The sequence below is a fragment of the Micromonospora sp. CNZ286 genome, from assembly GCF_014207755.1.
Genome location: NZ_JACHIZ010000001.1, coordinates 804,281 through 829,104, shown reverse-complemented (window position 1 = coordinate 829,104; position 24,824 = coordinate 804,281). Strand labels below are relative to the sequence as shown.

General features: G+C 73.6%; 32 protein-coding genes. 15 read left to right on the top strand and 17 right to left on the bottom strand.

Features of this window, described 5'->3' with window-relative positions:
* The first annotated feature begins 51 nt into the window (after window positions 1–51).
* Entirely contained in the window at window positions 52–411 is a 360-nt protein-coding gene (locus FHX31_RS03970; RefSeq protein ID WP_013475442.1) for a MerR family transcriptional regulator, read from the top strand.
* A 26-nt stretch (window positions 412–437) separates the two neighbouring features.
* Here the strand turns inward: FHX31_RS03970 and FHX31_RS03965 are convergent, their stop codons facing one another.
* From FHX31_RS03965 to FHX31_RS03955, 3 genes are all read right to left on the bottom strand, one after another.
* A complete protein-coding gene (locus FHX31_RS03965; protein WP_013475441.1) occupies window positions 438–1,286 on the bottom strand; it encodes a hypothetical protein in 849 nt (282 codons plus the stop codon).
* Between the two features lie 137 nt (window positions 1,287–1,423).
* A complete protein-coding gene (locus FHX31_RS03960) occupies window positions 1,424–1,834 on the bottom strand; it encodes a TIGR03618 family F420-dependent PPOX class oxidoreductase (protein WP_013475440.1) in 411 nt (136 codons plus the stop codon).
* Window positions 1,835–1,876: 42 nt separating this feature from the next.
* The gene (locus tag FHX31_RS03955) at window positions 1,877–2,317 is read right to left on the bottom strand and encodes an Rv0361 family membrane protein (RefSeq protein WP_013475439.1); all 441 of its coding nucleotides are present in this window, start codon (window positions 2,315–2,317) and stop codon (window positions 1,877–1,879) included.
* A gap of 73 nt (window positions 2,318–2,390) precedes the next feature.
* On the opposite strand from FHX31_RS03955, the gene FHX31_RS03950 reads away from it, so the two are divergent.
* From FHX31_RS03950 to FHX31_RS03930, 5 genes are all read left to right on the top strand, one after another.
* A complete protein-coding gene (locus FHX31_RS03950; protein WP_013475438.1) occupies window positions 2,391–3,191 on the top strand; it encodes a class I SAM-dependent methyltransferase in 801 nt (266 codons plus the stop codon).
* A gap of 148 nt (window positions 3,192–3,339) precedes the next feature.
* Window positions 3,340–4,515 (top strand): ATP-binding protein, encoded by a 1,176-nt coding sequence (locus tag FHX31_RS03945; protein WP_184975131.1) that lies wholly within the window; start codon window positions 3,340–3,342, stop codon window positions 4,513–4,515.
* Window positions 4,505–5,701 (top strand): hypothetical protein, encoded by a 1,197-nt coding sequence (locus tag FHX31_RS03940; RefSeq protein WP_123110054.1) that lies wholly within the window; start codon window positions 4,505–4,507, stop codon window positions 5,699–5,701. The genes FHX31_RS03945 and FHX31_RS03940 overlap by 11 nt, the downstream gene beginning before the upstream one ends.
* The gene (locus FHX31_RS03935; protein ID WP_013475435.1) at window positions 5,671–6,387 is read left to right on the top strand and encodes a response regulator transcription factor; all 717 of its coding nucleotides are present in this window, start codon (window positions 5,671–5,673) and stop codon (window positions 6,385–6,387) included. Before FHX31_RS03940 ends, FHX31_RS03935 begins: the two co-directional genes overlap by 31 nt.
* A gap of 74 nt (window positions 6,388–6,461) precedes the next feature.
* The gene (locus tag FHX31_RS03930; protein WP_030271290.1) at window positions 6,462–7,205 is read left to right on the top strand and encodes a hypothetical protein; all 744 of its coding nucleotides are present in this window, start codon (window positions 6,462–6,464) and stop codon (window positions 7,203–7,205) included.
* 46 nt (window positions 7,206–7,251) lie between these two features.
* Here FHX31_RS03930 and FHX31_RS03925 read toward each other — a convergent pair whose 3' ends face one another.
* Entirely contained in the window at window positions 7,252–8,004 is a 753-nt protein-coding gene (locus FHX31_RS03925; RefSeq protein WP_184975128.1) for a lysophospholipid acyltransferase family protein, read from the bottom strand.
* Window positions 8,005–8,103: 99 nt separating this feature from the next.
* Between FHX31_RS03925 and FHX31_RS03920 the strand changes: the two genes are divergently transcribed.
* Entirely contained in the window at window positions 8,104–8,763 is a 660-nt protein-coding gene (locus tag FHX31_RS03920; RefSeq protein WP_013475433.1) for an alpha/beta hydrolase, read from the top strand.
* A 9-nt stretch (window positions 8,764–8,772) separates the two neighbouring features.
* The gene (locus FHX31_RS03915) at window positions 8,773–9,162 is read left to right on the top strand and encodes a VOC family protein (RefSeq protein WP_013475432.1); all 390 of its coding nucleotides are present in this window, start codon (window positions 8,773–8,775) and stop codon (window positions 9,160–9,162) included.
* Window positions 9,163–9,168: 6 nt separating this feature from the next.
* Here FHX31_RS03915 and FHX31_RS03910 read toward each other — a convergent pair whose 3' ends face one another.
* From FHX31_RS03910 to FHX31_RS03880, 7 genes are all read right to left on the bottom strand, one after another.
* Window positions 9,169–11,229, bottom strand: a complete 2,061-nt coding sequence (locus FHX31_RS03910) for an amylo-alpha-1,6-glucosidase (protein ID WP_013475431.1) — start codon at window positions 11,227–11,229, stop codon at window positions 9,169–9,171.
* The gene (locus FHX31_RS03905) at window positions 11,229–11,600 is read right to left on the bottom strand and encodes an SCP2 sterol-binding domain-containing protein (protein ID WP_013475430.1); all 372 of its coding nucleotides are present in this window, start codon (window positions 11,598–11,600) and stop codon (window positions 11,229–11,231) included. The genes FHX31_RS03910 and FHX31_RS03905 overlap by 1 nt, the downstream gene beginning before the upstream one ends.
* A 158-nt stretch (window positions 11,601–11,758) precedes the next feature.
* On the bottom strand, window positions 11,759–12,175 hold the full coding sequence (locus FHX31_RS03900; RefSeq protein ID WP_013475429.1) for a CBS domain-containing protein: 417 nt from the start codon (window positions 12,173–12,175) through the stop codon (window positions 11,759–11,761).
* 64 nt (window positions 12,176–12,239) lie between these two features.
* Window positions 12,240–12,908 carry a TMEM175 family protein gene (locus FHX31_RS03895; RefSeq protein WP_013475428.1) on the bottom strand — a complete coding sequence of 223 codons (669 nt, stop codon included), beginning with the start codon at window positions 12,906–12,908 and terminating at the stop codon, window positions 12,240–12,242.
* Between the two features lie 100 nt (window positions 12,909–13,008).
* Window positions 13,009–14,031, bottom strand: coding sequence for an aspartate-semialdehyde dehydrogenase (locus tag FHX31_RS03890; protein WP_013475427.1), 1,023 nt, complete (start codon window positions 14,029–14,031; stop codon window positions 13,009–13,011).
* Between the two features lie 97 nt (window positions 14,032–14,128).
* Window positions 14,129–15,472 (bottom strand): M16 family metallopeptidase, encoded by a 1,344-nt coding sequence (locus FHX31_RS03885; RefSeq protein WP_184975126.1) that lies wholly within the window; start codon window positions 15,470–15,472, stop codon window positions 14,129–14,131.
* On the bottom strand, window positions 15,472–16,761 hold the full coding sequence (locus FHX31_RS03880; RefSeq protein ID WP_184975123.1) for a M16 family metallopeptidase: 1,290 nt from the start codon (window positions 16,759–16,761) through the stop codon (window positions 15,472–15,474). Before FHX31_RS03880 ends, FHX31_RS03885 begins: the two co-directional genes overlap by 1 nt.
* Window positions 16,762–16,846: 85 nt before the next feature.
* Between FHX31_RS03880 and FHX31_RS03875 the strand changes: the two genes are divergently transcribed.
* A complete protein-coding gene (locus FHX31_RS03875) occupies window positions 16,847–17,560 on the top strand; it encodes a phosphodiesterase (protein ID WP_184975120.1) in 714 nt (237 codons plus the stop codon).
* Here FHX31_RS03875 and FHX31_RS03870 read toward each other — a convergent pair.
* Window positions 17,535–17,756 carry a hypothetical protein gene (locus FHX31_RS03870; protein WP_013288141.1) on the bottom strand — a complete coding sequence of 74 codons (222 nt, stop codon included), beginning with the start codon at window positions 17,754–17,756 and terminating at the stop codon, window positions 17,535–17,537. The two genes, FHX31_RS03875 and FHX31_RS03870, sit on opposite strands and share 26 nt — an antisense overlap.
* A gap of 254 nt (window positions 17,757–18,010) precedes the next feature.
* On the opposite strand from FHX31_RS03870, the gene FHX31_RS03865 reads away from it, so the two are divergent.
* From FHX31_RS03865 to FHX31_RS03855, 3 genes are read left to right on the top strand one after another with little or no spacing between them, the layout of a single operon-like run.
* A complete protein-coding gene (locus FHX31_RS03865) occupies window positions 18,011–19,108 on the top strand; it encodes a 3-deoxy-7-phosphoheptulonate synthase (RefSeq protein WP_123110060.1) in 1,098 nt (365 codons plus the stop codon).
* A 40-nt stretch (window positions 19,109–19,148) separates the two neighbouring features.
* The gene (locus tag FHX31_RS03860; RefSeq protein WP_018786980.1) at window positions 19,149–19,382 is read left to right on the top strand and encodes a hypothetical protein; all 234 of its coding nucleotides are present in this window, start codon (window positions 19,149–19,151) and stop codon (window positions 19,380–19,382) included.
* Window positions 19,383–19,409: 27 nt separating this feature from the next.
* On the top strand, window positions 19,410–19,619 hold the full coding sequence (locus FHX31_RS03855) for a hypothetical protein (protein WP_030502248.1): 210 nt from the start codon (window positions 19,410–19,412) through the stop codon (window positions 19,617–19,619).
* 61 nt (window positions 19,620–19,680) lie between these two features.
* Here FHX31_RS03855 and FHX31_RS03850 read toward each other — a convergent pair whose 3' ends face one another.
* Genes FHX31_RS03850 through FHX31_RS03840 form a run of 3 tightly spaced genes read right to left on the bottom strand, consistent with a single transcriptional unit; the run spans window position 19,681 to window position 20,870 of the window.
* On the bottom strand, window positions 19,681–20,220 hold the full coding sequence (locus tag FHX31_RS03850) for a DUF1360 domain-containing protein (RefSeq protein WP_120573497.1): 540 nt from the start codon (window positions 20,218–20,220) through the stop codon (window positions 19,681–19,683).
* 33 nt (window positions 20,221–20,253) lie between these two features.
* Window positions 20,254–20,571, bottom strand: a complete 318-nt coding sequence (locus FHX31_RS03845) for a hypothetical protein (RefSeq protein ID WP_120573496.1) — start codon at window positions 20,569–20,571, stop codon at window positions 20,254–20,256.
* Window positions 20,571–20,870 carry a DUF6158 family protein gene (locus FHX31_RS03840; RefSeq protein WP_047890574.1) on the bottom strand — a complete coding sequence of 100 codons (300 nt, stop codon included), beginning with the start codon at window positions 20,868–20,870 and terminating at the stop codon, window positions 20,571–20,573. The genes FHX31_RS03845 and FHX31_RS03840 overlap by 1 nt, the downstream gene beginning before the upstream one ends.
* A 123-nt stretch (window positions 20,871–20,993) precedes the next feature.
* Between FHX31_RS03840 and FHX31_RS03835 the strand changes: the two genes are divergently transcribed.
* Window positions 20,994–21,416 (top strand): hypothetical protein, encoded by a 423-nt coding sequence (locus FHX31_RS03835; RefSeq protein ID WP_123110062.1) that lies wholly within the window; start codon window positions 20,994–20,996, stop codon window positions 21,414–21,416.
* A gap of 25 nt (window positions 21,417–21,441) precedes the next feature.
* Window positions 21,442–21,771, top strand: a complete 330-nt coding sequence (locus FHX31_RS03830; protein WP_030271312.1) for a DUF3817 domain-containing protein — start codon at window positions 21,442–21,444, stop codon at window positions 21,769–21,771.
* Window positions 21,772–21,778: 7 nt separating this feature from the next.
* Here FHX31_RS03830 and FHX31_RS03825 read toward each other — a convergent pair whose 3' ends face one another.
* Window positions 21,779–22,297, bottom strand: a complete 519-nt coding sequence (locus FHX31_RS03825) for a DUF6232 family protein (RefSeq protein ID WP_013288150.1) — start codon at window positions 22,295–22,297, stop codon at window positions 21,779–21,781.
* 415 nt (window positions 22,298–22,712) lie between these two features.
* On the opposite strand from FHX31_RS03825, the gene FHX31_RS03820 reads away from it, so the two are divergent.
* Window positions 22,713–23,678, top strand: a complete 966-nt coding sequence (locus FHX31_RS03820; protein ID WP_013288151.1) for a C40 family peptidase — start codon at window positions 22,713–22,715, stop codon at window positions 23,676–23,678.
* A 72-nt stretch (window positions 23,679–23,750) separates the two neighbouring features.
* Here FHX31_RS03820 and FHX31_RS03815 read toward each other — a convergent pair whose 3' ends face one another.
* A complete protein-coding gene (locus FHX31_RS03815) occupies window positions 23,751–24,740 on the bottom strand; it encodes a sigma-70 family RNA polymerase sigma factor (protein WP_041784543.1) in 990 nt (329 codons plus the stop codon).
* Between the last annotated feature and the right edge of the window lie 84 nt (window positions 24,741–24,824).

Sequence of the window (24,824 nt, the reverse complement as noted above, 5' to 3'; positions counted from 1 at the left end):
TGACGTCAGAGGCAAGTGTTGATCGCCGAGACCGGGGTGAGAGGAGTCACCGTGCCCGAGCCGCTGATCCGCATCGGGGAGGTGGCTCGCGGCGCCGGTGTCTCGGTGCGCGCGGTGCGCTACTACGAGGAACAGGGTCTTCTCTTCCCCAGGCGCAGCCCGTCCGGCCAGCGCCTCTACCGGCCGGACACGGTCACGCTGGTCCGCTTCATCCAGCAGATGTACGCGGCGGGCCTGACCAGCAGCCGGATCGCGGAACTCCTGCCGTGCTGGGACTCCGGGCACACCGACCCGGCGCAGCGGGCCATGCTGCGCGCCGAGCGCGAGCGCATCCAGGCCAGGGTCGACGAGCTGCGGGCCGCGCTGGACCGCCTCGACGAGGTCATCGCGATCACCGACACCCACCCGTAGGCGCGGCCCGCCGGACGCCGCAGGTCTCAGCGGCCCTCGGTCTCGCGGTGGGCACGCAGTGCGCCGGCGACGGCCAGCCCCGCGCCGCCCAGAGCGACAGCCATCTCCACGGCCGAGGAGACCTCGATGGCACTGGCCGCCGGAGCACCCACGCTGATCATGAGCCCCGGTTGCAGGAAGGCGTCCTCGGCGGGCTCGACCAGGGTCCACCAGGTCGCCCACGCGGAGGCGAGAGCCGAGCAGGCCCTCACGGCGACCAGCGCCAGCAGGATCATCCCGGTCGGGAGGAGTCCGTGCCGGTCGCTCCGCCACCCGGACGACGCGAGCAACCCGGCGGTGACGAGCACGGCGAGCAACCCCGGCCACACGGCGGCGAACAGGTCGAGCAGCGGCGGTTCGCCGGGCTTCGACGCCACGCTCAGCCCGCACCAGACGACCACTGCCACCGCCAGGACCGTCGTCGCCACACCCAGCCGCCCGCCGCGTGCCGGCAGCGCCGACACGGCGACCGCGAGCAGGAGTACGCCGAGAACGAGGCCCCACGCGATGAGCCGCTGCCGGTCCATGCCGTCCTGCCAGTGCTCCAGCAGGTACGCCCTCGCCGCCGCCTGGCCCCGGGCCAGGTCGCCCGCGTCCGTCCCCCATCCCCGATGCCGGAGCAGGTTCGCCGCCACCAGGGCGAACACCCCGGCACCGGCCGCGACGCCCCGCCGCACCCGGGGCGTACCGGAGGTGGTGAGCGCGTGGCCGCACAGGGCCGCCAGGGTGACCGCTGCCCACAGCAGCGACGCGTCCGGCATGGCGAGCAGCGCCGCCCCGACCGACAGCAGGCCGGCCACGACCGCGGCGGCTCCCAGGCTCGACGACAGACGCATGGCGCAGAGAGTGGCACAGGAATCCCGACCGCGGTGACCCGCCGGTTTCGTCGGTGGTCTCGGGCATGATCGCGTGCGTCGCTGGACTACGAGGCGGGTGCCCGGAACGAGATCTCCTACTGGGGGTTCTCCGGGGACTAGCGTGCCGTTCCGGCGAGCAGCCACCGCCGGACGGGCACCTCCAGCAGCACCCGCTCACCGTCCGGCGTGACCGGCTGCCGGATGTCCCATCCGCCGTACTTCTTCGCGAACGCCGCGACGACCTCGGGCGGGAAGCCGGTGCGGTGTACACGGGCCTCGCCCTCCGCTACGACCGGGTGGACGCCGTCCTCCAGGGCGAGCGAGACGCGGGGGTCGGCCGTCACGTTGCGGGCCTTGACGCTGCGCCCCTCGCAGCCGATCCACCAGACGCCGTCCGCGTAGACGAACCACACCGGCGTGACGTGCGGGGAGCCGTCACGGCGCAGCGTGCAGAGCCAGACGTTGCGCTCGCGGGCGAGCCGGTCCTCGACGGCCGGCGGGAGCGGTGTGGCGGGAGATGAGGCCATGCGACAAGTGGATCAGGTGTCACGCGGCGGCACGCGACCGGCTCACTCGCAGATCCGCCACTCGCCGTCTTCCTTGACCATCGGGAACGACTGGGTCACGTTCGTGCCGACCGAAGGCGTGAAGCGGATGGTCGTCGACCCGCTCACCCGCCCGTTGTTGTTCGACACGTTCAGCCCGGTGATCTCGTAGCCGGTGAACTCCGGCTGGGAGGACTGCTGCCGGGTGAAGTCCGCCTCGCTGACCCGGTCGCGCACCGAGGAGCAGAACTGCCGGTATGCGGCGGGATAGTCGCGGTCGACGATCGCCTCGGCGTAGGTCTCCGCTGTGGACCGGGCCGGGCCGGTGGCTTCCTGCACGGCCCGGAAGAGGAAGAAGCCGGCGAGCACCCCGCCGGAGCAACAGATCGCCAGCACCACGCCGAGCACGATGAACAAGGTTCGCTTGGACTTCTTCGGCGGCACCATGGCCGGCTGGTATGCCATACCCCGCAGGGTAGGAAACACCGGCAACCGTAAACCGGATGCTGCGGCTCCGCTTCTCGGCGACCATCGATCGATGCCCGCACACCGCCCAGCCGAACCGGACATCAGTCGCTACTACACCGAGGTCTACGCCGAGGCCGACCGGCTGGACGGGTCGCCGCAGGGCCGGCTGGAGGCACGGCGTACCCGGGATCTGCTCGCCCGGCTGCTGCCCGCCGCACCGGCGGACGTGCTGGACGTCGGCGGCGGTCCCGGGGCGTACGCGGGTCCGCTCGCGGCGGCCGGCTACCGCGTGCACCTGGTCGACCTGGTGCCCGCGCACGTGGCGGCGGCACGGTCGGCGTACCCGCTGGTCACGGCGTCGGTGGGTGACGCCCGCGCGGTGCCGTCGCCCGACGCGGCGGCGGACGCGACGCTGCTGCTCGGCCCGCTCTACCACCTTCCCCGGCAGGCCGACCGGGTGGCGGCGCTGCGCGAGGCGGCGCGGGTGACCCGGCCGGGCGGGACGATCGTGGCGGCGGCGATCAGCCGCCACGCCGCGCTGATCGACCTGAGCGTGCAGGGCCGCCTCGACGAGGACAACCGGCGGTCGTTGCGCGCCCAGTACGAGACCGGGGTGAACGACCCGGCCACCGGCTTCACCACCGCGTTCTTCCACCGGCCGGAGGAACTGGTCGCCGACTTCGTCGCGGCCGGACTGCCCAACCCGGAGGTGTACGGGGTGGAGGGTCCGCTGTGGCCGCTGCTGAACGCGCTCGGCACCGGGCCGCACGAGCGGTTGTTCGCCGACGCGGTGGCCTGCGCCGAGACGTTCGAGCGGGACGCCGCGATCCTCGGTGCCAGCGCCCACCTGCTCGCCGCCGCGCGCCGCTGACCGACGGGCCGGAGAGCCGGCTGCTTTACGCCGGAGCGAAACTCGTCAAGCACCAAGGGTGACCAGTTGCGACAAACCATGTTATTCTCCAGCGTCAATCTATGCCGCGCGGACCCGGCCGGGTCGCTGCCGGAAGGACATCCCCCCGATGCCGGTCGCTGCCGCCATGCCTCTGTCACGGGCCCCGCTGGCCCGCCCGGCGGGTGACGCGTTCAGCCTGATCTTCACCACCCTGCCGGCGCTGCTGCGGCTCACCTGCGGCCTGGTCGGCGCGGTGGTCGCGCTGGCGGTGCGTACGCCGCCGGTGCGGGTGGCGCTGCTGATCCCCGCGGTCGTCGTGCTGACCGCCTGGTCGGTCTGGTACGCGTTCCGCGCGTTCCGGCACGGCATCGGCGGCGCGCTGGTCGCCGGTGACGTGGCGCTGACCACCGCCGCCGCGCTCGCCGTCCCGTGGCTCGTCGCGCCGGAGGTGCTGCCGGGCGAGGCCAGCTGGGTCGCGGTGCTGGCCAGCTCGACAGTCATCAACGCGCAGGCCACCGCCCCGGCCCGCTGGTCCGTGCCGGCCGGCCTGCTGGTCACCGCCGCGTACGTCACCGGCACCACGCTGGCCGGCAACCCGGTCGAGGCGCGGGCGCACGCCGGGACGCTGCTGGTGCAGACCGGCAGCGCGGCGGTGATGACAGCGGTGATGCGCCGCCGGATCGCCCGCGCCGACGCCGCGTTCGCCGACTACCAGCGGCTGTCCCACGAGGCGGTGGTGGCACGCGCCGCCCGCGAGGACGAACGGCGGCAGAACCGCGACCTGCACGACACCGTCCTGGGCACGCTCACCATGGTCGGCCTCGGCGCCGTACCCGACTCGGCGACGTTGCGCGAGCGGTGCGCGGACGATCTGCGTACCCTCACCGCCCTGGCGGGCGCGCGGACCGCGACCGCGCCCGGCGAGACCGACCTGGACGAACGGCTGCGCGAGGTGCTGGCCGGGACGCCCGGGCTCGCGGTGACCGCGACGCTCGCGCCGTGCCGGCTGCCGGCGGAGGTCGCCACGGCGCTCGCCGACAGCGCCGCCGCCGCGCTGGCGAACGTGGCCCGCCACGCGCCGGGCGCGGCCACGTCGCTGCGCCTGGCCCGCGAGGGCGGCACCGTCGTGGTCGAGGTGGTCGACGACGGTCCCGGTTTCGACCCGTCCACGGTCCCGGCCCACCGGTACGGGCTGCGCGAGTCGATCCACGGGCGGATGAGCACTGTGGGCGGCCGGGCGGTGGTGACTTCCGCCCCTGGCGCCGGCACCCGGATTCGGCTGGAGTGGTCCGATGTCGAGTGAGTCGGGCACGGCGGTGACGGCCGCCCCCGCGCTGCGCCCGCTGCCCCGGCCGCGGGCGGCTGCGCACTCCGGGGCGGCAGCCGCTCCGCCGGAGGCGCACGCGGTGGCCGACGCGTCGGACCGGGGCGCGCGGGTCGCCGCGATCGTCATCGCCGCGGCCTGGCACCTGGCTGTCGCGTTGCCGGCCGTGCTGCGGGCCGGGCAGGGGATGGCGGCCCCGGCCGTGGTGGCGGCAGGCTGGCTGGTGACCGCGCTGGTCGGGGTCGGCACCGGGGTACGCCTGCTGCGCGGCGGGCTGCCGGCGGCCGGGCCGCTGGCACTGGCGCTGCTGGTGGTCGACGCGGCGGTGGTCGCGGGCGCCGGCGAGCGGTTCCTGTTCAGCACCGCCAACTGGGTGTGGGGCGGCCTGGCCTGGTTCTTCCTGCTGGTGCTCTGGCAGCGGCCGGTGCGCCGGCTGCTGGTCATGCTCGCCGCGCACGGCACGATCGCGCTGGTCGCGGTGGTGCTGTACGGGGCGACCGCCCCGGCCGACCTGAGCCGGACCGCGATGTACGTCTACGGCACCTCCACCCTGCCGGTGGCGGTCTTCGTCGGCGCGGCGGCGATCACCGCGCAGGCCCGGGACCGGGCCGCGACCGCGGCGGCGACGCTGGCCGTGGCGGCGGAGCAGGAGGCGGCCGAGCGGGCCCGCACCGAACGGCAGGCGCGGCTCGCACTGGTCAGCGGCACCGCCGAGGAGGTGCTGGCCGAACTGGCGGCGGGCGACACCGACCCGGCCGACCCGGCGGTACGGCGGCGCGCGGTGCTGGCGGCGGCCCGGCTGCGCCGGCTCATCGCCGAGTCGGACGACGTGCCGGACGCGCTGCTGCACGAACTGCGCGCGGCGGCCGACCTGGCCGAACGCAACGGACTGCCGATCGACCTGGTGTCGGTCGGCACGCCGCCGGAGTTGCCGGTGGAGATCCGGCGCGGGCTGGCCGACCCGCTCACCGCGGCGCTCGCCGCCGCCGAGGGTTGGGCCCGGCTCACAGTGGTAGCAGGCCAGGACGAGGTGGTGGTCAGCCTGGTGACACCGGATCACGACGGCCCGGACGAGCCGGCGACCGGCGGGGACGGGCCGGTGGAACACCTGCACGAGCGGGACGGGGAGATCAGATGGACGCAGACCCGCTGGCGGCGGACGTGAACGCCGGAACCCCGATCGGGGTGGCGATCGTGGACGACCATCCGGTGGTGATCGACGGGGTGCGCGCCTGGCTGGCCCGCGAGCCCCGGTTGCGGGTGCTGGCCACCGGCGACGACCCGGACGAGGTGCTGCGGGCCGCGCCGGACGCCGAGGTGGTGCTGCTCGACCTGCGCCTGCACGGCCGGATGGTGCTGGACAAGCTGGCCGAGCTGAGCGCGGCCGGGCGCCGGGTGGTGGTCTACTCCGAGCACAGCGACCCGCAGACCATGCTCGCCGCGCTGGACGCCGGGGCGGTCGCGTTCCTGGCCAAGCACGAGGGGCGCGAGCACTGCGTGGCCACGGTGCTGGCGGCGGCGAGCGACCGGCCGTACGTCCCGCCGGCGCTGGCCGGGGCGATGGTCGGTGACGCCCGTCCGGACCGTCCGTCCCTGTCGGACAAGGAGCGCGAAGCGCTGCTGCTGTGGTTCCAGTCGATGTCGAAGGCGTCGGTGGCGCGCCGGATGCAGATCAGTGAGCACACAGTGAAGCAGTACGTCGACCGTGCGCGGATCAAGTACACCCGAGCGGGCCGTCCGGCCGCCACGAAGGCGGCGCTGCTCGCCCGGGCGATCGAGGACGGACTCGTCCGACCGGAAGATATCGGCATCTACCGGTCGCAGGCTTCGGCCGACCGGCCGACCCCCTAACAGGTGTCATGACAGTCACCCCAGGAATCGGGCAGGCTCACCGGTACCGCCAACCGTCATCGGGAGGTCGTACCGTGCCGGAGGACGCCACACCCTTCTTCGTCGGACCGCATCGGTTCGACGCCGACGACGACCCCACCCGTCCCGTGCTCGACCGGCGTTACGAGCTGGTGCCCGAGCCGGGCGAACGCCTGCTCGGTCAGCACGTCCTGCGCGTCGCCGGTCACCTGCTCGGCCCGACCGAGGACGTCCGCTGCTGGTCGCTGCCCGCCCCGGCGACGATCACCGTGACCGAGCGCCGGCTGGCGTACGTCTGCACCGGCTCGGACCTGTCGGTGGTCTCCGGGCGGGACAGCCGGGCGGCCGCCCGGCACCGGCGTCCGGTCCGGCTGTCCCGCCTGGTCAGCGGGCAGATCCGCTGGCAGTGGCCGTCCCGGCTGGAGCTGGCCGAGGTGGGCGACGGCATCGGCGAGCTGCGCATCGTGTGCGACGCGCTTCGCACCATCCGGCAGCCGGCGCTGGCGCTGACCGGCCCGGTCGGTCAGGTGGCCGCGCTGGCCCGGCAGGTACGCCGCTCGGTGGCCGGTTTCCGGCTCGCCAACGCCGAACTGGTGGACCTGTCCCCGCCGGAACGGGACGTCCTCGCCGTCCGGGCGGCCGCCTCCCCCGGCCCGACGCTGGGCACCGTGACGCTGCCGGGCTCGCTGCCGGTGGAGTTCCTGTCCCGCGACGACTACTACCGTCCGCCGGAGGACGAGGCGTCGCCGTGGGCGTGGTCCGGCTTCCCGGCCCACGGCCAGCCCGGCTCCGCCTGCTGACGGTCCCCCGTCACGGGCGGCCGGCCGGCCGGGCGCGCGGGCGCGGTCAGGAGGCGCTGCGGGTGCGGCGCTCGGACCGGTCCAGCTCGACCGCCTCCTCCGGGGTCGGCGCGCTGCCGCCCAGGTGGGCCGGCTGCCACCAGGTGTCGTCCGGGCCGGACGGCTTGTCCGGGTAGTCCCGCTGGGCCCGGTCGACGAGCGCCGACAGGCGGGTACGCAGGTCGGCGGTCATGGCCGTGGCGTCCGGGTAGGCGGACGGGTCCATCGGCTCGCCGACGATGATGGTGATCGGCGTGTGCCGGCGGGTCAGCGTGCGCGGGCGGCCCTTGGTCCACAGCCGCTGGGTGCCCCAGAGCGCGACCGGCAGCAGCGGCACGTCCGCCTCCTGCGACATCCGGGCCGCGCCGTTCTTCAGGTCCTTGACGGTGAAGGAGCGGCTGATCGTCGCCTCCGGGAAGACGCCGACCACCTCGCCCCGGCGCAGCGCGCCGACAGCGGCGGCGTACGACCCGGCGCCGGCGGCCCGGTTGACCGGGATGTGCTTCATGCCGCGCATCAGCGGACCGGAGACGCGGTGCCGGAAGACGCTGTCCTTGGCCATGAACCGGACCAGCCGCTTGGCCGGGTGCGCGCCGTAGCCGCAGAAGATGAAGTCGAGGTAGCTCACGTGGTTGGACGCGAGCACCGCGCCGCCGGTGTGCGGCACGTGCTCGCTGCCGGACACGTCCAGGCGCAGGTCGAGGAGCCGGAACATCGTCTTCGCGGCGGTGATCACAGGGGGGTACACGAGTTCCGACATGTCGAAACTTTACCCCGAGTAGGTTACGCGACCGTAGGGCCGATCTGCCCTCGGCAGACCCGGGTCGCGCACCGGCCCGGGCCCGGCGACGATGGCGTCATGACCGAACGCGCGGTGCTGCTCTGGATCCACGGCGGAGGCTGGCGGGCCCGCGCCGAGGAGGACGGGGCCGCGCTCGCGTCCCTCGGGCTGCGCGTGGTCGAGGCCACGTACCGGTTCTCCCACCAGGCGCGCTGGCCCGCTCAGCTCGACGACGTCCGCGCCGCGGCCCGGGCCGCCCGGGCCGCGGCGGGCGGCCTGCCGCTGCTGGTGGCCGGTGACTCGGCGGGCGGGATGCTGGCCCTCCAGCTCGGCCTGCGCGGGGTGGACCGGCCCGGCGACGTGGCGGGCGTGCTCGCGTACTGGGCCCCCGTCGACCCGCTCGACCCGGAGCAGCGGCGCCGGCGCGCCCCCGGCGACGACCCGTGGACGGACCTGCTGGGCCATCCGCCGGCCGCCGGTGACCCGGCCACCGTCGACGCGACGGTCGCCACCCACCTCGGCTCCGGCGTGCCGGTGCTGCTGGTCCAGGGCCGCGACGACGTGGCGGTGCCGGCCGCCCAGCCGGTCGAGCTGGCCGGCCGGCTGCTCGCCGCCGGGCACCCGGCGCACCTGTGGCTCACCCACGGCGGGCACGCGCTCGACCTGGCCCGGCCCGACCTGCGCGCGGCTGCCGCCGCGTTCCTGGACAGCGTCCTGCCCGCCGTCGCGGGCGACTAGGTTCGAGGCATGCCCGATCTCGCCGCGATCGTCATCCACTGCCGCGACCCCTACCTGCTGGCCCCGTTCTGGAGCGCGGTCACCGGGCTCCCGGTGGTCGAGGCGGACCGGGTGAAGCTCGCCGAGGGCACGCTCGCGCCGACCGAGGCGGTGCTGCTGCGCGATCCGCACGGGCGGCGTCCGGACCTGTGGATCAGCCCCGCCGACGTGCTGCCGGAGCCCGGCCGGATCCACCTCGACCTGGTCGGCGACGCCGAGGAGCGGGCCGCGGTGCTGGAGGCGGGCGCGACAGTCGTCCGCGAGCTGCCGCGCTGGACCGTGCTGGCCGACCCGGAGGGCAACGAGTTCTGCCTGCTCCCGCCGAACGAGGCGCACACGGCGTCGCCGCCCGGGCACTGAGCCGGCTCAGTCGGCCAGCTCCTCGATGTTGAGCCGGCCCCGGGCGAACGCGTCCACCCGGCCCCAGCGACCAGGGATGTCCAGCACCTCGATCCGCCCCATGCCCACCGGCAGCCGCGGGTCGACAGCCAGGTGCTGCTCGTGCGGCTCCAGACCGAGCATGGTGCGCAACAGCAGCAGCGGCGCCCCTGTGGACCAGGCCTGCGGGCTGCACGCGGTCGGATACTCCACCGGGAACTTGGTCAGCTCGCGCGGGTAGCCGCCGAACGCCTCCGGCAGCCGGCCGTCGAAGTAGGTGGCCGCGTCGAGGATGCCGTTGGCCACCGTGGCGGCCTCCTCGGCGAAGCCGTACCGGCGCAGACCCCAGGCGACGAACGAGTTGTCGAACGGCCAGATCGTGCCGTTGTGGTAGCCGATCGGGTTGTAGCGGACCTCGCCCTCGGCCAGCGTCCGCACCCCCCAGCCCGACCAGAGCCGGGGACCGACCAGATGCTCGGCGACCTTCGCCGCCCGCTCGTCGTCCACGATCCCGCTCCACAGCAGATGGCCCATGTTGGAGCTGAGCACGTCGCACTGACGCCCGTCCGGGTCCAGCGCGAGCGCGTAGAAGCCTCGGTCGGCGACCCACCAGTCGTTGTTGAAGCGCCGCTTCAGCTCCGCCGCCTCGCGTTCCAGCTGATCGGCGTACGCGGGGTCGTCCCAGAACAACCGGGCCATCCGGGCGGCCCGCATCTTCGCGTCGTACGCGTACCCCTGCACCTCGCAGGTGGCCCGCGGGAACGGCGGCAACGTGCCGTCGGCGTACGAGATGGAGTCCCACGAGTCCTTCCAGCACTGGTTCTCCAGGCCGGTGTCGGTGTTGCGCCGCTCGTACCAGATGTAGCCGTTGCCGAGCAGGTCGGCGTAGTCGTCGACCCACTTCAACGCCGCCCGGCACTCCCGTTCCAGCTCCTTGACCAGCGCGCCGTCGCCGCTCCACCGCTCGTACTCGTCGAGCAGCACCACGAACAGCGGCGTCGCGTCCACCGAGCCGTAGTACGGCGAGTGCGGCTGCTCCTCGAACGCGGCGGTCTCGCCGTACCGCATCTCGTGCAGGATCCGGCCCGGATCCTCGTCCCGGAAGTCGTCGAACCGGGTGCCCTGGAGCGCGCCGAGGATCCGCAGCGTGGTCTTCGACATCTCCGGCGCGAACGGCAGCACCTGGAGGCAGGTGAGAATGCTGTCCCGGCCGAACATGGTCATGAACCAGGGCAGGCCGGCCGCGGGCACCGTCTGCCCGCCGAGCGACAGCGGCGAGAAGCGCAGCGCCGCGAGGTCGACGAGGCTCCGCCGGTACGTCGCGGCGAGTTCCTCGTGCTCGCTGTTCAGCTTCGGTGCCCGGCTGATCCACTCCTCCAGGTCGTGCTGGAGCGCGAGCCGCTCGGTGCCGTGCGCGCGCAGCCCCATCCGCAGGTCCCGGCCGCCGGGGCCGATCGCGAACGTCTGCACGTCGATGACCGCTTCCCACTGCTCGTTGGGTTCCAGCCGGATGCTCCAGGCGAAACCGCGCTGGTCGTAGCGGGCCGGCTGGTTGGCGGAGACGAGCGTCTCGCGCCGGAAGTTGCCCCGCCGGTAGCCCAGGCGCAGCCGGTCCGACTCGGCCTCGGCGTAGTGTTCGCCCTTCTTGTTCAGGATCTCGTCCTTGACCTGGAACAGGTCGGCGAAGTCCGATCCGGCGTCCATCCGGATCTCCAGGTCGACCGGCTTCTCGTCGTGGTTGAGGATGGTCAGCGTCTCGCGGAAGCTGCCGCCGACCGCCCGCTCCCGGATGACCGACAGCTTCGCGTCGATGTAGTGCGTGGCCATGCCGGGCACCAGGAAGAACCGGGCCTCGTAGTACTGGAGGTCGTCGTAGGACAGCGCGTTGAGCCGCTCGCCGTTGATCGTGAGCACCCATTTCGACAGGTACCGCGTGTCGAGCGAGAACAATCCGGTCGGCTCGCTCGGTGTGGCCTCGATGTCGCCGGTGTCCTCGCACACCACGAACGTGTTGCCGTCCAGGATCCGGACGGAGTTGCTGCCGGGCATCAGGCACCCCTCCCGCTGAACGTGTGATGCGGTCCGCGGGAGTCCGGCGGGCCGGGGAAGACCCGCTCGACCTGAAGCACGAGCCGCAGGTCGCCGACGACTGTCATGTCGCCGCGCAGCAGCGCCGCGATGGCGTTCTCCTCGCCGCCGACCAGCTCGGCGAACAGGCGCGGCTCGGTGCCGACCACCGTGTCCGCCCCGCCGTCCTCCTGCCGGACCCGCAGGTTGCCCCGATCGATCTCCAGCAGCCAGTGCGTGGTGTGCGGGCCCTCGTGCAGGTCGAAGCGGAGCGTTCCGGATGTCTTGACCAGCAACGGCTCGAACCCCCGCCGGTCCAGGTCCTCGAAGAATCTCGTGGTCATGTCCACCATCCGGGCCACTCCTCCCGCGATCCGCGGTCCACCTGTCGAAGCTCCGTGTCCCCACCCGGTCCGGGGCCAACCTCGCCCGAACCGGGTGAGGGCGGCACCGTCGCGACGCGCGACGCCGGCCCCCGAACCGGGGGCCGGCGTCACCGCGGCGGACAGGTCTAGTTGTTGGGGTCGTCGGCGCTGATGTCCGCGAGCACCGACTGGGGTTCCCGCTCCACCGCCAGGTCACCCATGGAGATGAGGCCGACCAGCCGGCCGTCGTCGACCACCGGGAGGCGGCGGACCGCGTACGTGCGCATCAGGTCGGCGGCGGCCACGGCGTCGTCGTTCTGGCTGACGGTCACCACGTCCTTGCTGGTGATCTGGTTGAGCCGGGTGGCGGTGGGGTCCATGTTCTCGGCCACGCCCCGTACCGCGATGTCCCGGTCCGTCACGATCCCGACCACGTTGTCGCCGTCGGTCACCACCACGTCGCCGATGGCGCTGTCGCGCATCTCCTGCGCCGCGGCGATCAGCGTGTCGTTGCCGTCCATCGTCACCAACCGGGTCGTCATGAACTCTCCGACCGTTGTCATGGTGCTCCCCTCTCGGTGTCGGCACCGCCGTCTACCCGCCGCCACAGGCGGGGTAACGCGGGCGTCACCGCCGGTGGCGCAGGCGCCGGCGCAGGTCGTAGAAGCCGTTGCTGGACAACCCGTAGAAGAGCGGCAGCAGCAGGAGCACCACCAGCGCCGCCGGCACGCTCAGCAGCGCGCCCACCAGACCGGCGATGGCGTACGCGAGGACGCCGAGCAGCGCCCGGACGCGTTCGGCCTCGAAGAACCGGGCGGGGACGTGCGGCTCCAGCAGCTCCCGGTGCCGGCTCAGGTAGTGGTAGAGCCACAACCAGGTGATCGACAGGATCACGCCGACCAGCGCGTACGCGGACACCGCGACCCGCTCGTCGAAGACGTCGCCCTCCTCCACGGCCCGGGAGACGAGCGCGGTGACGAACGGAAGCAGCGCCACGCTGAACAGCACGCCGAGGTTCGCCCAGTGCAGTCCCCGGTCGGCGCAGCGCACCCGGTGGAACGTCCCCTTGTGGTTCAGCCAGTTGACCGCCACGTACAGGTAGGACGTGACGTAGGCGAGGTAGACCGGCCACTGGTCGAGCAGCGCGCGCAGCATCCCGCCCGGCGCCGTCTCGGGCACCCGCAGGTCCAGCACCAGCAGCGTGATGACGATGGCGAAGACCGCGTCGCTGAACCCGATCGCCCGGCCGGTGTCCGGGAGGATCCCGGCGTCACCGGTGTCTCCTTCGGCCGTCATCGGCACCCCCGCCCTGCCGGCGCGGGGCGGCCAGCGACGCGGGTGCATACCCGCTGCGGGGGCGTCCGTGCCGGGTGGTCCGGCACGGACGCCCGCGGGGTCAGCGCTCGGCGGCGACCAGCTCGGCGAGCTGCACGGCGTTCAGCGCCGCGCCCTTGCGCAGGTTGTCGTTGGCGCAGAACAGCGCGAGCCCGTGCTCGACTGTCTCGTCGGCCCGGATCCGGCCGACGTACGTCGGGTCCTGGCCGGCCGCCTCCAGCGGCGTCGGCACGTCGCGCAGCGCCACGCCGGGCGCGCCGTCGAGCAGCTCGCGGGCCCGGGCCGGGTCGATCGGCCGGGCGAACCGGGCGTTGATCTGCAACGAGTGGCCGGTGAAGACCGGCACCCGCACGCACGTGCCGGAGACCTTCAGGCCGGGGATCTCCAGGATCTTGCGGCTCTCGTTGCGCAGCTTCTGCTCCTCGTCGGTCTCGTCGGAGCCGTCGTCGACGATCGAGCCGGCGAGCGGGAGCACGTTGAAGGCGATCGGGCGGGCGAACGAGCGCGGCGCCGGGAACTCCACCGCCGCGCCGTCGAAGGCGAGCCCGGCGGCGTCCTCGGCCACCTTGCGGACCTGCTCGTCCAGTTCCGCCACCCCGGCCAGGCCGGCGCCGGACACCGCCTGGTAGGTGGCGACGACGAGGCTGACCAGCCCGGCCTCGTCGTGCAGCGGGCGCAGCACCGGCATGGCGGCCATCGTGGTGCAGTTCGGGTTGGCCACGATGCCCTTCGGGCGGTCCGCGATCGCGTGCGGGTTGACCTCGGCCACCACCAGCGGCACCTGCGGGTCCATCCGGAACGCCGAGGAGTTGTCGATCACCACGGCGCCGGCCTCGGCGACCCGGGGAGCCAGCTCCTTCGCGGTGCCCTTGCCCGCCGAGAAGAGCACGATGTCCAGACCGCGGTAGTCCGCGGTGGCAGCGTCCTCCACGGTGACCTCGCCGTCGCGCCAGGGCAGCGTGCGCCCGGCCGACCGGGCCGAGGCGAACAGGCGCACCTGCTCCGCCGGGAACTCGCGCTCCGCCAGCACCTGCCGCATGACGCCACCGACCTGGCCGGTGGCTCCCACAATGCCGATCCTCATGCCCGCGAGGCTACCCAGCCGGGCGGTGCGGGTGGGAAACGTTTCCCACCGCGCGGATTCGGGGCGACGGGAATCACAGGCCCGCCGCCCCGCCCGGTCACGTGTGATCGACCACCTCGCCGAGACCGCTGGCGACCAGCTCGTCCCGGATGACCGCCGCGTCCCCCTCGATCACCATCGTCAGCGACTCCGGGTGCAGATAGGTGGCGGCAGCCGCGGAGACGTCCTCGACCGTCGCCGCGAGCAGTTGCTCCCGCAGCCGCGCGTGGTAGTCGTCCGGCAGCTCGTGCACGACCAGCGTGGTCAGGGCCGCGGCGATGGCCCGCGGGCTCTGCAACTCGACCGAGAGCTGCCCGGCCCGCCAGGAACGCGCCACCTCCAGCTCGTCCTCGGTGACACCGGTGAGCTGGGTACGCGAGATCTCGCCCACCGACTCGACGAGCGCCGGGGCGGTCACCGCGGTCTGCACGCCGGAGCTGACCGCGAACCGGCCGAACCGCCGGGACGAGGCGAAGTCGCCGCGGATCCCGTACGTGTAGCCGCGTACCTCCCGGATCAGGTGGTTGAGCCGGGACGTGAACGCGCCGCCGAGCACGGTGCCGGCGAGCGTCATCGGCACGTGGTCGGGGTGGGCGCGATGCGGGGACGGGTGGCCGAGCCGCAGCGTGGACTGCACCGAGCCGGGCCGGTCGACCAGGATGACCCGGCGCTGCCCGGCCAGCGGCACGTCGATCGGGCCGCCGCGTTCCACCGGGCCGCCGCCGGCGCCGGCGAACGCCGTCGCGGCGAGCGCGTCCAGGTCGATCCGCTCCAGGTCGCCGGCGACGACGAGCGTGCCGGGGCGGATGAACCACTCCGAGTGGAAGACGGTGACGTCGTCCACCTCCAGCGCGGCCACGCTGTCCGGGTCGCCGTAGAGCGGGCGGCCCCACCGGTGCTCCGCGCCGAACAGCTCGGCCCGCAGCACCGCGTCGGCACGCGGGCCGGGGTTGGCCCAGTCCATCCGCAGCGCGGTCGCCTCGTCGTCGCGTACGCGCAGCACGTCGGCCGGGTCGAGCCGGGGCGTACGGACCGCCTCGGCCAGCAGCTCCACCGCGGCGGTCAGCCGGTCCACCGGCACCTGCACGCTCACCTGGAACGAGTCCCAGTCGAGCCCGGTCGCCAGCTCGGTGCCGAGCGCCTCGATGGCCAGCGCGTACGCGGTGGCGTCCCGCTGCGCGGTGCCCTCCTCCAGCGCCTTGGCCAGCACCGCGCCGAGGCCCTCCTTGCCGACCGGCTCCCGGCCCGCGCCGCCGTCGAGCAGCAGCAACGCGACGGCGAGGTTCTGCCCGGGCAGGTGCGCGGCGACCACCTGACCGCCGGCCACCGTCCGCCGGACCACCTGCGGGAACCGGTAGGCGCGGGCGGCGCCGGGGCCGGGACGGGTGGCGATCAGCGACATCAGTTCTCCTCGGGCAGGTAGGTCAGGATCACCCGGTCGGCGGCGCCGAGCAGCTCGGCGGCCTGCTCGGCGATCTGCTCCGCGGTCACCGCGAGCCAGGCCGGCAGCCGGTCGGCCGCGCGGGCCGGGTCGCCGAACTGGGTGGCGTAGCGGCCGAGCGTGTCCGCCCGACCGTCGACGGTGGACATCTGCCGCCACCACATGGTGCTCAGCAGCGCCTTGGCGCGGTCCAGCTCGGCGGCGGTCACCGGCACTGTGGCCAGCTCGTCGACCACCTCGGCGAGCCCGTCGCGCAGCCGCTCGGCGCTCACCCCGGGACGGGCCGTGGCGGTGGCGATCAGCGGGGCGGGCGCGTGCGCGAGGTCCACCCCGTACGCGCCGACCAGGTCCGGCTGGGCGATCCGCTCACCGTCGGCGAGCCGCTGGTAGAGGCGGCTGCCCCGGCCGCTGCCGAGCACGGTGCCCAGCACCGTGGTCACGTCGTACCCCTGGGTGCCGAACGGGTGGGTGCGGTGCGCGACGTAGACGCGGGGGGCGGGCACGTCGGCGGTGACCGTCTCCACCGCCGGGCGGCCGGTGGCCGGCACTGTGCGGCCGTCCGGCGCGGCCGGGATGTCGGCGCGCGCGGTGAGACCGCCGAAGTACTTGTCGGCTAGCGCGAACACCTCGGCGGCGGTGGTGTCGCCGACGACGGTGAGGACGGCGTTGTTCGGCGCGTAGTAGGTGCTGTGGAACTCCTGGAAGGTGGCCAGGTCGGCGGCGTTCAGGTCGGCCATCGACCCGATCGTCGCGTGGTGGTACGGGTGGCCCGGCGGGTAGAGCAGCGGCAGCAGCCGCAGCCACGCGTCGCCGTACGGCACGTTCTCGTAGCGCTGACGGCGCTCGTTCTTCACCACGTCACGCTGGTTGTCCAGCGTCTCCTGGGTCAGCGCCGGCACCAGCCCGCCCATCCGGTCGGCCTCCAGCCAGAGCGCCAGTTCCAGGTGCTCGGCCGGGACCGTCTCGAAGTAGTTGGTCCGGTCCGGGTTGGTGGTCGCGTTGAGCGAGCCGCCCGCGCCCTGGATCAGCTTCATGTGCTCGGTCTTCGCCACGTTCACCGAGCCCTCGAACATGAGGTGCTCGAAGAGGTGGGCGAAGCCGGTCTGTCCCGCCGGTTCGTGGCGTGAGCCCACGTCGTACCAGAGGTTGACCGCCACGGCCGGGGCGGTGCGGTCCTCGCTCACCACCACACGCAGGCCGTTGTCCAGTCGGGTCGTCTCGATCGGCCAGGGGAAACCGCTGTCGGGCATGAGACGACGCTATCCGATCTCGGAGGCGGAAAGGTGACACGCGCGCCGGAGCATCGTCGGTGCGCGCCGGGGTACCCGTGCGGGCATGGCCGCCACCACACCCTCCGCCGTCGAGCGCGCCGCCGCCGCGCTGGCCCGGCTCCGGCACGCCCGGCTGCTGCATCCGGCCGGGCGCACGTTCGCCGGCGAGACCCGGATCTGGGGTACGCCGGGACCGCCGACCGGGGTGCCGCTGCTCGACCTGCCGGGCCGGTGGCCGGCCACGATCCGCCTGTCCAAGGGCGTGCCGACGCCGGGTGGCTGGCCGGACGTGCTGGGCGTGGCGGTACGGCTGCACCGCGATCCGGAGCCGCCGGTGGACCTGCTGTGGAGTTCCAGCGCCGCCGCGCCGGTGCTGCGGAACCTGCCGCTGCCCCGGCGGCGCTTCTCCGGGACGTACACGTCGATCATGCCGTTCCGGGCCGGCGGGCGGCGGCTGTTCCTGGCCGTGCTGGCCGACCCGGAGTCACCCGACCTGGGTCGCGGCCTGGCCGAGGCCGGCGCGGCGGTGGCCAGCGACGGGCCCCGGCTGGTGCTGGCGGTCGCCTCGGCGGTGGGCCGGTGGCGGCCGTTCGGCGAGGTACGCCTCGACGACGAGCGCGGCGCCGCCGAGGACGCCGCGCTCGCGTTCGACCCGATCGGCAACGTGCCGCCGGGGTTGCGTCTGGCCGGCCCGCTGGCCCGGCTGCGGGACGACAGCTACCGGGGTTCCCGCCGGGCCCGGGGCGCCGGGCTCAGTCGGGCGGCTCGACGGGGGTGACGGTCTGCTCGGAGGTGCGGTGCTCCAGCACCGTGTCGGGGGCGGCGTTCTGGTCCGCCTCGCGGATGTCGGACTCGGTGAGGATCGCGTCGGCCTGCGCCTCCGCGTCGTCGCTGCCGGCCGCCGCCTCCTCCGGCAGCAGGTGCGCTCGGGACTCGATCCGTTCCTGGTCACTCGGGTCGTGGCTCGTGGTCATGCCGATCACATACCCCGCGTTCCGCACTTCGGAACGACAGCGGGCTTTCCGCCGCGCGTCGGGTACGCTGGCCGACGTGACGCGGTCGTATCGATGGTTTAGGCAGCCGGCTGGAGGAGCCGGTGACTCGACCATGAGCTGACGTCACCACCTCTTCGAGCCGGCCGGGCAGGGATTCTTTTCCCTGCCCTTTCGTATGCGAGCAGCCGGCTCGATCCCCCGGACCCGGCACGGGGGCACGGTCGGCGGAAGGAATCCCCACCGTGACCACGTCCCAGGACGCCCATCGGGTCATCGACCAGCGCATCGACCGTGTGGTGCCGCTGACCACCCCGGCCCTGCTGCACCACCACCTGCCGCTGGAGACCCCGCTGGCCGAGGCCGTCGTGGCGGGCCGCCGTGCCGTCGGCCGGGTGCTGGACCGCGAGGACGACCGGCTGCTCGTCGTCGTCGGCCCCTGCTCCGTGCACGACCCGGCCGCCGCCCTGGAGTACGCGTGCCGGCTGCGCGAGGCCGCCGCCCGGGTCGCCGACGACCTGCTCGTGGTGATGCGTGTCTACTTCGAGAAGCCGCGCTCGACGGTGGGCTGGAAGGGCCTGATCAACGACCCGGCGCTGGACGGCTCCGGCGACGTCAACACGGGCCTGCGTACCGCGCGGGCGCTCCTGCTCGACGTGCTGCGGCTGGGCCTGCCGGTGGGCTGCGAGTTCCTCGACCCGATCACCCCGCAGTACATCGCCGACACGGTGGCCTGGGGCGCGATCGGCGCGCGGACGGTGGAGAGCCAGGTGCACCGGCAGCTCGCCTCCGGGCTGTCCATGCCGATCGGCATGAAGAACCGCCCGGACGGCAGCATCGCCACCGCCGTGGACGCGATCCGGGCCGCCGGGGTGCCGCACGTCTTCCCCGGCATCGACGTCTCGGGCACCCCGGCGATCATGCACACCCGGGGCAACGCGGACGGGCACCTGGTGCTGCGCGGCGGGGGCGGCCGGCCCAACTACGACGCGGAGTCGGTGGCCGGGGCGCTGGAGCTGCTGCGGGCGGCGGGCCTGCCGGAGCGGGTGGTGGTCGACGCCAGCCACGCCAACAGCGGCAAGGACCACCGCAACCAGCCGCTGGTCGCCGCAGACGTGGCCGCGCAGCTCGCCGCCGGTCAGCGCGGCATCGTCGGCATCATGCTGGAGAGCTTCCTGGTGCCCGGCCGGCAGGACCTGGACCCGACCCGGGAGCTGGCGTACGGCCAGTCGGTCACCGACGCCTGCATCGGCTGGGACAGCACCGCCGAGGTGCTGGAGCACCTGGCCCAGGCCGTCCGGGCCCGCCGGGCCACGCTCCCGGCACCGGCCTGAGCGGGGTTGGGGCGAGTTTGACCGGTTCGGTGCCGGGTAGGTGGTCGGCGTGACCGATGACGCGCCCGTGACCGAGCAGCCCGACACCAGGCCGCTCGACGACCTGCTCGACGACATCTACCACGGCCAGGAGCGGATCACCCAGGCGGACATCTACCGCCGGGCGGTGGCCGCCGAACTCCCCGCGGAGCTGCTCACCCGGATCGCCGCGCTCCCCCAGGGCGAGTACGCGGCGGACGAGGCGGCCGATCTGCTGGGCGGCACGGTCGCCTGAGCCCCCGGAAGACCGAGAGGACGCGACATGACCGACCGCAACCCCGACCACGAGCACCTGGCGGCGCTCGGACAGCCCCCGGAGGGCGTCGACACGCTGCCGGAGCCGGACTTCGCCAACGAGCACGACCGCACCGCTGTGGACCGGGACGTCGTCACCGGGGAGGACGAGGACGAGCGGGAGCCGGAGGCGTCGCGCGGCTGGGCCGGCGAGGACCACGGCACCACCCCCACCTGACGGGTGGGAGACAGGGAAAGGGGGCCAGCTCGCGCCGGCCCCCTTTCCCGTGTCCACGGGCTCAGGACTCGTGGCGTCCGCCCTCGGCCGCCTGCTGGGCGACCGCGTACCCCATCTGAAGGAAGTCGGAGGCGGCCACGGCGGTCAGCGCGGTGGCGACCAGCCGGGTCAGCCGGGGCGCCAGCACCAGGCCGCCGGTGAGCCCGGTGGCCACCCAGACCGCCAGGCAGAACGGGCAGCTCACCAGCTCGCCGAGCGCGTGCCGGGTCGGGCTGCCCTCGTCGCGGACCTGCTCCATCACCTCGCCGCTGCCGATCGGGTGGTCGTAGCGGGTGAACGGCGCGCGCAGCGGGCTGGTGATCGCGTCCTTGGACAGCAGCCGGCTGAGCTTGTGCGTGGCGATCGAGAGCAGCACCACGTCCGCGGGCGTGGGCCGCTCGGGCACCGGCCGGCCGGTCGCCCGGACCAGGCCGACGAGCGCGGCTGTCACACCGGCGTACGTGCCCATCGCCTTCAGGTAGCCCTCCAGCGGCCGATGCTCGTGCGGCGCGTACGCCTGGCGCAGGCGCGCCACCTTCTGCTTCAGGCCACTCCCGGTCAACCCGGCCTCCTCGTGCTCGTCGTGCGGCCGGGCTCAGCCGGCGGTCAGGTTGTCGGCCACCTCGCGGTCGAGGTTGGCCAGGATCTCGTCGGCCAGGTCGTGGTCCGGCCCGGCCAGGTCCAGCCGCACCCGGGCGCCGCCCGCGTCGGCCGGCTCCACGTCGATCTCGGCGGACCAGTCCGCGGCGCTCCACCGGGCCCGCATGTCGTCGGCGTCGACGACCTCCACCCGGCAGGCGCCGGAGCTGCGCAGTCGCTCGGGCAGCCAGGCCGACGAGCGGTCCGGGTCGGTCGCGGTGTTGAACACCACCTCCGGCGGCGCGGACATGCCGCGCTCGGCGTGGCTGGCCATCAGGCGTCCCGCAGCCGGCTCGGGTCGACCTCCCGGCCGGGGTGCCGGGCCAGGTACTCCGTCTCCAGTTCGGCGGTGCGCCGCAGGTGGTTGGCGAGCGCCGAGTCGGTGGCGTGCCGCAGCGTGTCCAGCCGGGTGCGGTGCAGGCTCTGCATCTCCCGGATCAGGTCCTCGTCGCCCAGCTCCGTGGGGTCCACCCCGAGCTGCTCGCCGTCGGCGTCGACGGTACGGGCGTGGTCGCCGTCCCACTCCGCGACCCGCTGTTCCGGGCTCGCGTCCCGGCGTACCGATTCGGTCATCGTCGCCCCCTCGTCTCGTTCGGGTTGGCACCTGTTCGGATGCCCAGCGGGCGTGTCACCAAACCCCGCCCGGACTACGACGCCGTGTCGGAGACGACCGGCGGCCCCGGTACTCTCGTTGGCATGAATCGGCTCTGGACACCGGCGTGGATCGTCCGCCACGTGGCCATGGTCGTGCTCGTGGCGGGTTGCCTCGGCATGGGCTGGTGGCAGGTCACCCGCGCCGCCGGGGGGAACGCGATCAGCTTCGGTTACGCGATCGAGTGGCCGGTCTTCGCCGGTTTCGTGATCTTCGTCTGGTGGCGTGAGGTCCGCCAGACGCTGCGCGCCGCCGACCCGGCGTCGTCGGCGGACCCGGCGGCGTCGGCCGGTCCCGCGCCGTCGGTGACCGCCGGCACCCCGGCGGTACGCCGGCCGGTGCGCGTCGTGCGGGTGCCGTCCGCCCCGGCCGACGGGGCGGACGACGCCGAGCTGGCCGCGTACAACAGCTACCTATCCTGGTTGAACGCCAATCCGGGCGCCCGGCCCGGCGACTATCCCGGCTGAGGCCGGTGCGGAAGGACGGACGACGGTGGGCGGAGCCTTTACCCGGTACCGCGTGATCGCCTGGATCGTGGGCGTGGCGCTCGTGGTGCTGGTCCTGATCGGCATGCCGCTGAAGTACGGCTTCGACAACCCGAGCGTGGTGGCCGTGGTCGGCGTGGCGCACGGCTGGCTGTACATGCTCTATCTGGCGCTCACGTTCGACCTGTCGCGCCGGGCGAACTGGCCGCTGAAGCGGATGCTGCTGGTGATGCTCGCCGGCACCGTGCCGTTCGTCTCGTTCTACGCCGAGCGGCGGGTGAGCCACTGGGTGGCCGCCGAGACGCGGTCGCGTACGCCGGAGCCGGTCGCGGGCTGACCGCGTCTCACCGGGCCGGCCGCCACGGCTCGGCCGCCGGCGGGTCGGCCCAGCCGCCCAGCCGCGCCGCCTCCCGGGCCCGCCCCAGCGCGCGGGCGACCTGGCCGAACTGCCGCTCGTCGTCGCTGCTGAACAGCAGCACCTCGGTGCCGCGCACCCGTCCCCACAGCTCGTGCGAAGGGGGCCGCACGCGGTCGCCGATCAGCACGAGCAGCAGCGGCACCAGCCCGACCGCGCCGAGCATGAGGTACGCCCCGGCGGTGAGCCGGTGCAGGCCGCCGGTGAAGCCGAGCAGCAGGCCCACCGCGGCGATCATCGCGGCGGACACGGCGACCGCCCGGATCGCGAGCCGGTCGTGCGGCCCGCGGTCGGTCCGGAGCTGGGTGATCTCGGCCACCGGCCAGCTGTTGCGGCCGACGGTGAAACGCTCGGCGGTGACGACGATGCCGGGCCGGGCGTAGAGCAGCCTGGGTGCGGCCGGTCGCGGCGAGCGGGGCGGCTGGGCGGCGGAGCGGTCGGTCTGCACGGCGGCCTCCCGGGAGCAGGGATCCCGTGGTGGGATTTCCCGTCCGGGCTTCATTGTGTTGGCCTCGCGCCACCTGACCTCGGGGTTTCGGCGGTCGCGGGGGGCGTCGGCCCGGCCCTGCCCGCCGGAAACAGAGAACGATTTCCGTCTTTGTCATGACTTTGCCTGGCGTTGCCTGGCGACATCCGCCCAGAACGACGAATCGGGCGAGTCGCCTCATCCACCCACCGGTTCCCCCTCATCACTTTCCGCCACTTTGCCAACTTTCGCCCCTGCTTGAACTCCCGACTACTGCGATCACGGGTTAGGTTGTCCAGGTCGGCCCGGTCGACAGCCGTCCACCCGGACGGCCCCGGGCCGGTGTCGCCGGGTCGCGAACGCGCCCGGCGACCGGTGGGAGAGGAGCTTTCCGCTCTTGTCGTCCTTACGGATGCTGCTCCGCTCGCTGGCGGTGGCCGGCCTCTCGGCCGCATTGCTCGCCCCGGCGCAGGTGGCCCGGGCCGAGCCGACCCCCGCCGAGCTGACGAAGCAGATCGAGAAGTCCTCGACTGAGCTGGAGCGAATCGTCGAGTCCTACAACAAGCTCAACGAGGACATCAAGACCAACAAGGCCACCGCGGCCAAGTTGGAGGCCCGGATCGGGCCGCTGCAGGAACAGGCCGAACGCAGCCGCGCCGACGTGGGCGTGCTGGCCGCGACGGCGTACAAGACCGGTGGCATGCGCACCGCGGCGGCCCTGCTGGACCCGGGCGGCCAGGCCACCCTGCCGGAGCGGCTGGGCACGCTCGACCAGCTCACCCGCCAGCGGCAGCGCACCATCAACAGCTTCACCGCCGACCAGAAGCGGCTGATCGACCAGAAGACCGCGCTGGACGTCACGCTCGCCCGGGAGGCGGCGCAGGCCAAGCAGCTCAAGTCCGCGAAGACGCGGATCGAGGCGGACCTGTCCGACCTCTACGAGATGCGGCGCAAGGCGTACGGTCGGGCCACGGAGGCACCCGGCAACCCCAGCTCGGCGGGCAAGCCGCCGGCCGTCTCCGGCGACGCCGGCACGGCGGTGCGGTACGCCTACGGCGCGGTCGGCAAGCCCTACGGCTACGCCCAGGACGGCCCCGGCAGCTACGACTGCTCCGGTCTGACGCTCGCCGCCTGGCGGGCGGCCGGGAAGTCGCTGCCGCACAGCGCGGCGCAGCAGTGGGGGGCCACCACGCGGATCAGCCGCAGCCAGCTGCAACCGGGTGACCTGGTGTTCTACTCCGGGCTCGGGCACGTGGCGCTCTACGTCGGCAACGGCCAGATCATCGACGCGCCCAGCGCCGGACGCAACGTCAGCAAGCGCGGCATGAACATCATGACGATCGCCGGCTACGGCCGGGTCTGAGCACCGCGAAGACGGCGAACGGCCGGCGTCCCCCTGTCGGACGCCGGCCGTTCGCCGTTCATTGTTACCAGGTCAGGCCGCCTGGAGCCCCTCCGCGCGAGCCAGCTCACGCAGCCGGCCGAGAGCCTGGATCTCCAGCTGGCGGATGCGCTCGCGGGACAGCGAGAACCGCGACGCGACCTCGGTCAGCGAGTGCTCCCGCCCGTCCTCAAGGCCGTACCGCGCCCGCATGATGCCGGCGGAACGGTCGTCGAGGTGGTTGAGCAGGCCCTCGATCCGCTGCCGCTCCAGGCCGGTCAGCACGATCTCCTCGGGCGACGGCGCGTCGCTGTCGGCGACCAGGTCACCGAGGTTGGTGTCACCGTCGTCACCCACCGGGGTGTCCAGCGAGACGGTGTCCTGCGACCAGCGGACCAGCTCGTTGACCCGCTCGACGGTCACGCCGAGCGCGGTCGCGATCTGCTCCGGCTCCGGGTCGCTGCCCAGCTCACGGGTGAGCTGCCGGGCCACGTTGCGCATCCGGTTGACGTCCTCGACCAGGTGCACGGGCAGCCGTACGGTCCGCTCCTGCTGGGCGATCGCCCGGCTGATGGCCTGACGGATCCACCAGGTCGCGTAGGTGGAGAACTTGAAGCCCCGCTCGTAGTCGAACTTCTCGACCGCCCGGACCAGGCCGGTGTTGCCCTCCTGGATCAGGTCCAGCATGGGCATCCCGGAGCGCACGTAGCGCCGGGCGATCGACACGACCAGTCGCAGGTTCGCGCGGATGAAGAGGTCCTTCGCGCGCTCACCCTCGGCGACCAGCCGCTCCAGGTCCTCCCGGTCGACGCCGTCGGGGATCCGATCCTCGTCGAGCAGGTGCTCGGCGTAGAGGCCCGCCTCGATCGCCTTGGAGAGGTCGACCTCCCGGGCGGCGTCGAGCAGCGGCGTCCGGGAGATCTCGTGCAGGTAGACGCCGACCAGGTCCCGCTCCTCGGCGACCTCGTCGGTACGCATGCCGATGTTCTTGTCCACGATTGCCACGGTCCCCTCGCTCGCGCCGGTTGCCCGGTTCCTTGCCATCCCCACGTTCATCAGCCCTCCCCGTAACCTCCGCTGTGCCCGTAGGTGCTGACACCTACACAACAGATGTGACGCGTCGGGGAT